Origin of the sequence: Mycobacterium sp. 1423905.2, assembly GCF_001673155.1 — a bacterium.
Taxonomy (GTDB): Bacteria; Actinomycetota; Actinomycetes; order Mycobacteriales; family Mycobacteriaceae; genus Mycobacterium.
In genome coordinates this window covers 1-7,107 of the sequence record NZ_LZLE01000112.1, presented here as the reverse complement: position 1 = coordinate 7,107, position 7,107 = coordinate 1, and the positions used below count along the sequence as shown (strand labels likewise).

The following is a 7,107-nucleotide window of genomic DNA, read 5'->3' as shown; positions in this document are numbered from 1 at the left end:
CACGCCGTCGACCACAACGGTGAAGTATGCGGCGCAGACGTGCCGCGCTTAGCGCACCGCTCGCAAACTCAGCCGACCTTCACCACTTCCTCGCCGGAGGTGTAGTAGACCGGGATGTCGAATCCCAACGCGTGCTCGGTCATGAAAACCCCGAGCGGTTCGACTTCGTAGTAGTAATGAATGTTTCCGTCGGCGTCCACGGCGGTGGCGCAAGTCCGGCCCGGCGCGCCGCATCGTTGCTTGATCGGCACGGCGAGCGCCGCGATCATCAGCAAAACCGCGATGCCGATTATCAGTGGCGGCCTGTTCACCTGCGCACCTCCTTTCCGGCGGAGAGATCACCGGAGTGTATGCGACTGTCCGACTAGAGGGCCCCGACCACAGTAGGGTCGGTCAGCGATGGCCACCGTAATACCGGGCGACGAGCCGGCGCCGCACACCCGCGTCGAGGTCCTCGGCAATATCGGGCCCAACTGGTTTGCCTCGGTGATGGGCACCGGCATCGTCGCCATCGCCGGTGCAACACTGCCCATTCACGTACCGGGGCTGCGCGCCTTCACCGAGGCGGTCTGGGTGATCGCCGCCGTACTCCTGGTGGTGCTGATCCTGTTGGTCGGTGGGCATTGGCTGCGCCATCCGACCGTTGCCCGCCGGCACGCGCGCAATCCGCAGATGGCCCACTTCTACGGTGCCGCACCAATGGCCTTGCTCACCGTGGGCGCTGGGGCGGTACTGGTCGGCGGAGACCTCGTCGGCAATCGTGTTGCCGTAGACCTGGACTGGGTGTTGTGGACCCTGGGCACGCTGGGCGGGTTGTTCACCGCCGTCAGCATCCCGTACCTGATGTTCACCCAGCACCAGGTGGAACCGGATGCCGCCTTCGGCGGCTGGCTGATGCCGGTGGTGCCGCCCATGGTGTCGGCCGCGACGGGTGCGCTGCTGATCCCGCACATGGTGCCGGGCACCGGTCGAGAGACCATGCTCTACGGCTGCTACGCAATGTTCGGCTTGTCACTGCTGGCCTCGTTGAACATCATCGCGATGATCTGGAGCAGGCTGGTGCTGTACGGCACGTCGGGTTCCACCCGAGTGCCCACATTGTGGATCGTGCTCGGGCCGCTAGGTCAATCGACAACCGCCGCAGGGCTTTTGGGATCCGCCGCCAAGCCGGCAGTCGATTATGAAGTGGCCGAGGACCTGAACGCATTCGCGGTGATCTTCGGGGTTCCGGTGTGGGGCTTTGCGGTGTTGTGGATCGCGCTGGCCACTGCGCTGACCGTGCGCACCCTGCGGCGCGGAATGCCGTTCGCGCTGACCTGGTGGAGCCTGACCTTCCCGGTCGGCACGTTCGTCACCGGCACCGCGCAGCTGGCCGCGCACACCCACCTGCCGCTGTTCAAGGTGGCCGCGGGCATCGCCTACGCCGGATTGTTGTTCACCTGGTTACTGGTCACCGCCCGCACCGCGCGGGGAAGCCTGCGCGGCAACCTGTTTCAGCAGCCGCCGAGCTCACAGCCGATCAAAGCGACCAAGGATCCGCTGCGCTGGTGATGCCCGGTGTGAGTGCTGGGCTTCCATCGTGCGCCTGGGGCGCGGTTCGCGCCGGGATTGCGCCACCAGTACACCCCCGGAATCATGAACGCACGGTCGACGAATTACTGCGCGGCTTTGCCCCAACACGGCCCCGTGTTCGGCTGTCAGCGCGCTGTTTGGATGCGAAGATTGCTGCCCGTGACAGGAAACTGGGGTTCGGTGCTGGCCCGGCTCATTCCGCTTGCCTTGGTGGTTGCGGTTTCTCCACTGACGATCATTCCCGCCGTCCTGGTGTTGCGCGCGCCGCGGCCCCGGCCCAGTGGGCTGGCCTTCCTCGGTGGTTGGCTGCTCGGGTTGGCCGCTCTGACGGCCATTTTCGTCACGGCGTCCGGTCTGCTGGGTGGTCTGCACAAGTCGCCACCCAGCTGGGCCTCGTGGCTGCGCGTGGTGCTGGGTTCGCTGCTGATCCTGTTCGGTATCTACCGCTGGTTCACTCGTCGCGGACACGCTGAGTCGCCGCGGTGGATGCGGTCGTTCTCCACCATCACCCCGGTGCGCGCGGGGGTTACCGGCGCGGTGCTGGTGGTGGTTCGGGTTGAGGTGCTGGTGGTCTGCCTGGCCGCCGGCTTGGACATCGGTACCAGCGGGCTAGACGCTGCGGGAAAGTGGTTGTGCGCCGCTGTTTTCGTGCTTGTGGGCGCATCGACGACGGCGATCCCGATCGTGGCCTACGCCACCGCCGGAGATCGCCTGGAGGATTCGCTCACTCGGCTCAAGGACTGGATGGACAAGAACAATGCCGCGATGCTGGCGTCAGTGCTGGTTCTGATCGGTCTGATGGTGCTGCACAACGGGGTCTCCGCCCTCAACCCGTGACCTCTACTGCACGCCAGGGTTGGGCTCGGCGATGCAACAATTACCGCCCGTGGCAGCAACATGGGGTTCGGTATTGGCCAGATTGGCCGCGCTCGCTGTGGTGATCGCAACCTCGCCGGTGACCGTACTGCCGGCGATACTGGTGTTGCACGCCCCGCGGCCGCGCCCGAGCAGCCTGTCGTTCCTATGCGGCTGGCTGGTTGGCCTGACCGCGTTGACCGCGGTGTTCGTCGGAGCCTCGGACATGCTCGGTGACCTGTCCAAGACGCCGCCGAGGTGGGCCTCCTGGTTGCGTGTGGGGTTCGGCGCGGCGCTGATTGTGTTCGGCATCATCCGTTGGCTCACTCGCAGCAGCCAGACGCACGCGCCGGCGTGGATGAACACGTTCAGCCGGCTCACACCGATCCGCGCCGGGCTGACCGGCGTGGTGTTGGCGCTGGTGCGACCGGAGGTCCTGGTCGTCTGCGCGATCGCGGGTTTGGCCATCGGCACCAGTGGTCTAGGTGTCGCCAGCGGCTGGGTCTTGGCCGCGTTCTTCGTCGCGGTGGCCGCCTCCACCGTCGTCATCCCGATCGTGGCCTACCTCGGCGCCGGCTCGCGTCTGGATGATCCTTTGGCGCGGCTCAAGGACTGGATGGAACACAACAGTGCGGCGCTGGTAGCCGTCGTGTTGATCTTGATCGGCTTGATGGTGCTCTATAACGGGGTACGCGCGCTGTAGCTGCTCAGCGCGACTTACGTTTCGGTCGGGCCGCCGCGGTCACGGCGACGATCAGACTCAGAGCCGCCACCACGATCAACGGGTGCCACCACTGGGCGCCCAGCCAGTAGGCGTTGACGCCCACCACTCCCGGATGCTGTTTTTCGCCGAACAACCAGTGCCGGACCACCGGCGTTGCCAGTGCAAGTACTGACCCCACCAGCGTCAGCGACAGCAGGGCGAACAGCAGCCGACTCGAACACTGCCAAGTACCCAACACGATGAGATAGCTGCCGGTCGCCGCCATGACCAACCCCGTAACGCCGACCACGGTCGCCGATTGAATGGCGGCGGCGATGCCGAGCAAGAGGAGGACACCGCCGGCGATGATCGTTGCTCTGGCAACGCCTTTGGTCAGCGACACGACCCGGAGACCGCCAAGCGTCAAGGTGCGCAACGTAATTACTGGCGGCTTGATCACGCTCGGCAGTTGGCGAACGGATCCTGCGGCACCGGAGGCGGTGGCAGCAGCCTTGGCCACCGTACGCGCCATCAATGGCGACCCCTTGTCGCTGGTGAAGGTCTCAGTTGCAATCGGATCTTCGTTGAGCAAGGCGTATTTGGCGGTCCCAGGACTCGCGGCGAGAACCTTGCGGGCCCACGTTCGCGACGTCGTGGGGCTCCAGTCCGGCTGCACTTCGGGTCCCGGGGCAATGACACTGTTCGCCAACTCGTCCAGTTCCTCGTCGAGCACCCGCTGTTGCCAGGCTTGTGCCAGCCACAGCGATACCTGGGGAAGACTGGGCGGCAGCGGCTTCGCCGGGTCATCCAAGAACTCCAGGTCTTCGAGCAGCAGCTGCCTCTCGTTGGCTGAGGTTGGCAGGTCCAGTCCGGAAATATCTTTCAACTGCTCGAGGAACCATCGTTTTTTCTTCTCGGGGGCCTCGCTTATCCCGCGCGTGATCCACCGCACCCGTCGGGGATCGAGCAACACGTGCACCAACCAACCGCATCCATCCAACCGGCCCCACATCCAGTCATTGGCTCGCCAGGATCGCTTGTAGAAGGCGCCGAAGTGGTGGAACTGCATGCCGGTCAACTTCTGCTGGGCGGTCCGCCAGTCGGGAGCAAGCAGGCTGCGGGTATCGGCGCTTACTTGGACCAATTCCACCGGCTGATCGATGTCCGCCTCGGCCGGCAGCATCGCCCGCTGGGTCGCAGCCAAATCGAACAACTTGGCGGCTACCGTCGGCGGGTCATCGTCGGACCCAAGGTAGTCCAGGTAGGTCACCAAGCGGCCGGCGGAAGTGGCATTGGCCGCGATTGTCGTGAGGTTCCGATAGCCTTCGACCAGCGCGCCGCCCAAGGCAGCCCAGGCTTCGTCGGACACCCGCATCCGCTGCAGATAGTCGGCGACCAGCCGTTGCGCGGCTTCGGCCAGCGAACCCTCTCGGGCGGCTTCGTCTGTGCACACCGCCCGCACGAGCTCCCCGAGGTTGACCGGCGCACGCGGTGGGAACGCTCGGTGAATCCCTTGAGTGAGTGTTGCCAAAGCAGCCATGTCGTCTGTGGACTGCGCAACGTCGTAGGCCGCCTGAATGACGGTCAGAGCGCATGCCTTGGCGAGGTCGAACGCCGGTTGACCGTACCGTCCGAGGTCGCTGGGAGTTTCTGGCAGCACGCCCGCAGGTTGAGACCAGCGGCTGCGGATCGAATCTGTGATCTGTTGACGGCAAACTTTCTCGGCATCGCCGCCGACATCGAGCTCCCGTTCCCAGGCTGGGGGGACGCCCTGCGATGACGGTCCGTTTCCGGCTGGCCACGTGCTGAGCTGTCGTAGCAATGCGTCGGTAAGGGCTTGCCCGTGTCGGGCGGCCTCACGGGTCGTGTAGTCGTTCAGCAACTGCGGCGTCAGTAACCGCATGCCGTCAGGCAACCTGGCGGCGATCTCGGCCAGGCGCAGTTTGGCATCTGTCCGCGCTGCCATGCGGTCCTGGTGTGCGCGAATCTCTCGCAGGTCTGAGGCTATTGACTGGTTGGTGACGGCCGCCAAGTCTTTGAGTAGCCCATTGACCAAGCCAAGTGGCTTGTCGACATCGTCAGGTTCGGGTTTCTCGGTCAATTCCGGGACGGGGCCGGCGGACGGTACGACGAATAGCAGCAGTCGCCGGACCGAGCGCTGGGCCGGGCGGTCGAAGATGCGTTTGAGCAGCACGCCGATGGGCCGGTTGTCGAGCAAGCCGCCGTCGGCAGCCCAATGTGCACGGGTGATGTTGGTGAAGGGCGCCATCGCCGGTCGAGGCGGCACGGCTCCCTTGGCCCTGGTCTTGTCCGCGAAGGGGACGAAGGAAGGCTCGAAGGCGAGCGGGAAAGAGGCGGAACTGCGCGCGGCTAGCGCCAAGGCCAGGGTTGTGTCTGGATCAGCGAGCTGGTCTTCGGTGAAGGTGAATACTCCGCGCCGGTCGACGTCTTGAATTGACGTGCCGAACGAGTCGGTAAATCTGCTGGTCTCGCCGGTGAGCAGTGTCGTCGTGATGTACAAGGTGGTCGACGGGGGAGCCACACTCTGCTGGACCGACGCGGGTGGGAACGGGCCAAGGTGAAGTTTTGGGATCTCTTTGGCGAGTGTGGCGAACATTCGCTCGTCGCCGTACAGCAGCGACGGAGTTTCCTTATCGGCTGGGTCGCGCAGCAGGTCGATCAATGCGCCGAGGTCCAGCCACAAGTCGCGGAGGCCGCCGAGGTCAGCGCCCGAAACTCGCGACGCCGCAAGCAATGCGGCGTTAATGCCGCCTGCGCTTGTTCCCGACATGATGTCCACGTCGACGACCACGTCGAGTAGGTCGATGAGTGCCGCATACAACTTCAACGAGGCCGCGGCATCGTTGCTGAGCCGGCTGTCTTGCGGGAATGGCCCACCTTGTGTGCGCCACTGGGATGCCTGCGCGAGCAAGTTGATTTCCCGCGCTACACCGGCCATCCAGATGGCCAGGCTGACGCCCCCGGTCATGGTGGTGGCGAGCCGCACTTCCTGAGTCAGCTCGGTTACTGGTGACGGCTCGTCGATAAACATTCCGCACCCTCCTCAGCAGCTTCTTTGCCTGAGCTTCGCGGTGGAATTGGACATTAATGCTGTTTGGGGTGCTATGTAGCGTTTTCCTCGGGGCCGACGCACTGCCTCTGATGAGGGGGCGGGTCATGTGATACTGCTGAGCCGCCTTGCCGCACTGCGCTTAGAGAAACCATCGCGCGGCCGTGGCCACACGGGCTTTAATGTATTTGCTGGATATTCACTGAACTCTCGCTGAGGGGGGCGGAGTGGAAGGTACGCCATTCGGTCGCTACCGGCTGATCGAGTTGCTGGGTCGCGGCGGCATGGGTGAAGTGTGGCGTGCCTACGACACCGAGACCCAACGCGTGGTCGCCGTCAAAGTGCTGCCGGCGAACTTGGCCAACGACCCCATCTTCGAACAGCGGTTCCGTCGGGAAGCGTTGGCGGCGGCCGGCCTGAACGAACCGCACGTCGTGCCGATCCACAACTTCGGTGAGATCGATGGCCGGCTCTATGTGGACATGCGCCTGGTCCACGGCCGCGACTTGGGCGCCATCATCGCCGACGGCCCACTGGACCCCGAGCGAACGGTGAAGATCATCGAGCAGGTGGCGTCGGCGCTGCGGGCTGCCCACCGGATCGGGCTGGTACACCGCGACGTCAAACCTTCCAACATCCTGGTGACCGAGGACGACTTCGCCTACTTGATCGACTTCGGCATTGCCCGCGCGGCCGGTAGCTCGCGAATGACCGGTACTGGCAACGTGATTGGCACATGGGCGTACATGGCGCCGGAGCGGCTGACCACCGGCCAGACCGACCCGCGCGGCGATACCTATGCGCTGGGCTGCGTGTTCTACGAATGCTTGACCGGCAACCAGCCCTTTCCCGGGGACAGTCTGGAGCAGCAAATCGGCGGCCACCTCTCACTGCCGCCGCCGCGGCC

The 7,107-nt window shown here is 64.8% G+C and carries 6 protein-coding genes; 4 read left to right on the top strand and 2 right to left on the bottom strand.

Annotated features, from left to right (window positions below):
* Positions 1-68: 68 nt before the first annotated feature.
* Positions 69-311 carry a hypothetical protein gene (locus A9W95_RS06140; RefSeq protein WP_067409736.1) on the bottom strand — a complete coding sequence of 81 codons (243 nt, stop codon included), beginning with the start codon at positions 309-311 and terminating at the stop codon, positions 69-71.
* A gap of 88 nt (positions 312-399) precedes the next feature.
* On the opposite strand from A9W95_RS06140, the gene A9W95_RS06135 reads away from it, so the two are divergent.
* The 3 genes from A9W95_RS06135 to A9W95_RS06125 all read left to right on the top strand — a co-directional run bounded on the left by A9W95_RS06135 (position 400) and on the right by A9W95_RS06125 (position 3,130).
* Positions 400-1,551 (top strand): TDT family transporter, encoded by a 1,152-nt coding sequence (locus A9W95_RS06135; RefSeq protein ID WP_067409735.1) that lies wholly within the window; start codon positions 400-402, stop codon positions 1,549-1,551.
* A gap of 162 nt (positions 1,552-1,713) precedes the next feature.
* Positions 1,714-2,409 carry a GAP family protein gene (locus tag A9W95_RS06130; RefSeq protein ID WP_067409733.1) on the top strand — a complete coding sequence of 232 codons (696 nt, stop codon included), beginning with the start codon at positions 1,714-1,716 and terminating at the stop codon, positions 2,407-2,409.
* Positions 2,410-2,440: 31 nt separating this feature from the next.
* Positions 2,441-3,130, top strand: coding sequence for a GAP family protein (locus tag A9W95_RS06125; RefSeq protein WP_067409731.1), 690 nt, complete (start codon positions 2,441-2,443; stop codon positions 3,128-3,130).
* Positions 3,131-3,134: 4 nt separating this feature from the next.
* Here the strand turns inward: A9W95_RS06125 and A9W95_RS06120 are convergent, their stop codons facing one another.
* Positions 3,135-6,182 carry a patatin-like protein gene (locus tag A9W95_RS06120; RefSeq protein WP_082982931.1) on the bottom strand — a complete coding sequence of 1,016 codons (3,048 nt, stop codon included), beginning with the start codon at positions 6,180-6,182 and terminating at the stop codon, positions 3,135-3,137.
* A gap of 245 nt (positions 6,183-6,427) precedes the next feature.
* Between A9W95_RS06120 and A9W95_RS06115 the strand changes: the two genes are divergently transcribed.
* Positions 6,428-7,107 (top strand): serine/threonine-protein kinase (locus A9W95_RS06115; RefSeq protein ID WP_156746042.1); only part of this gene is annotated, 680 nt, incomplete at its 3' end.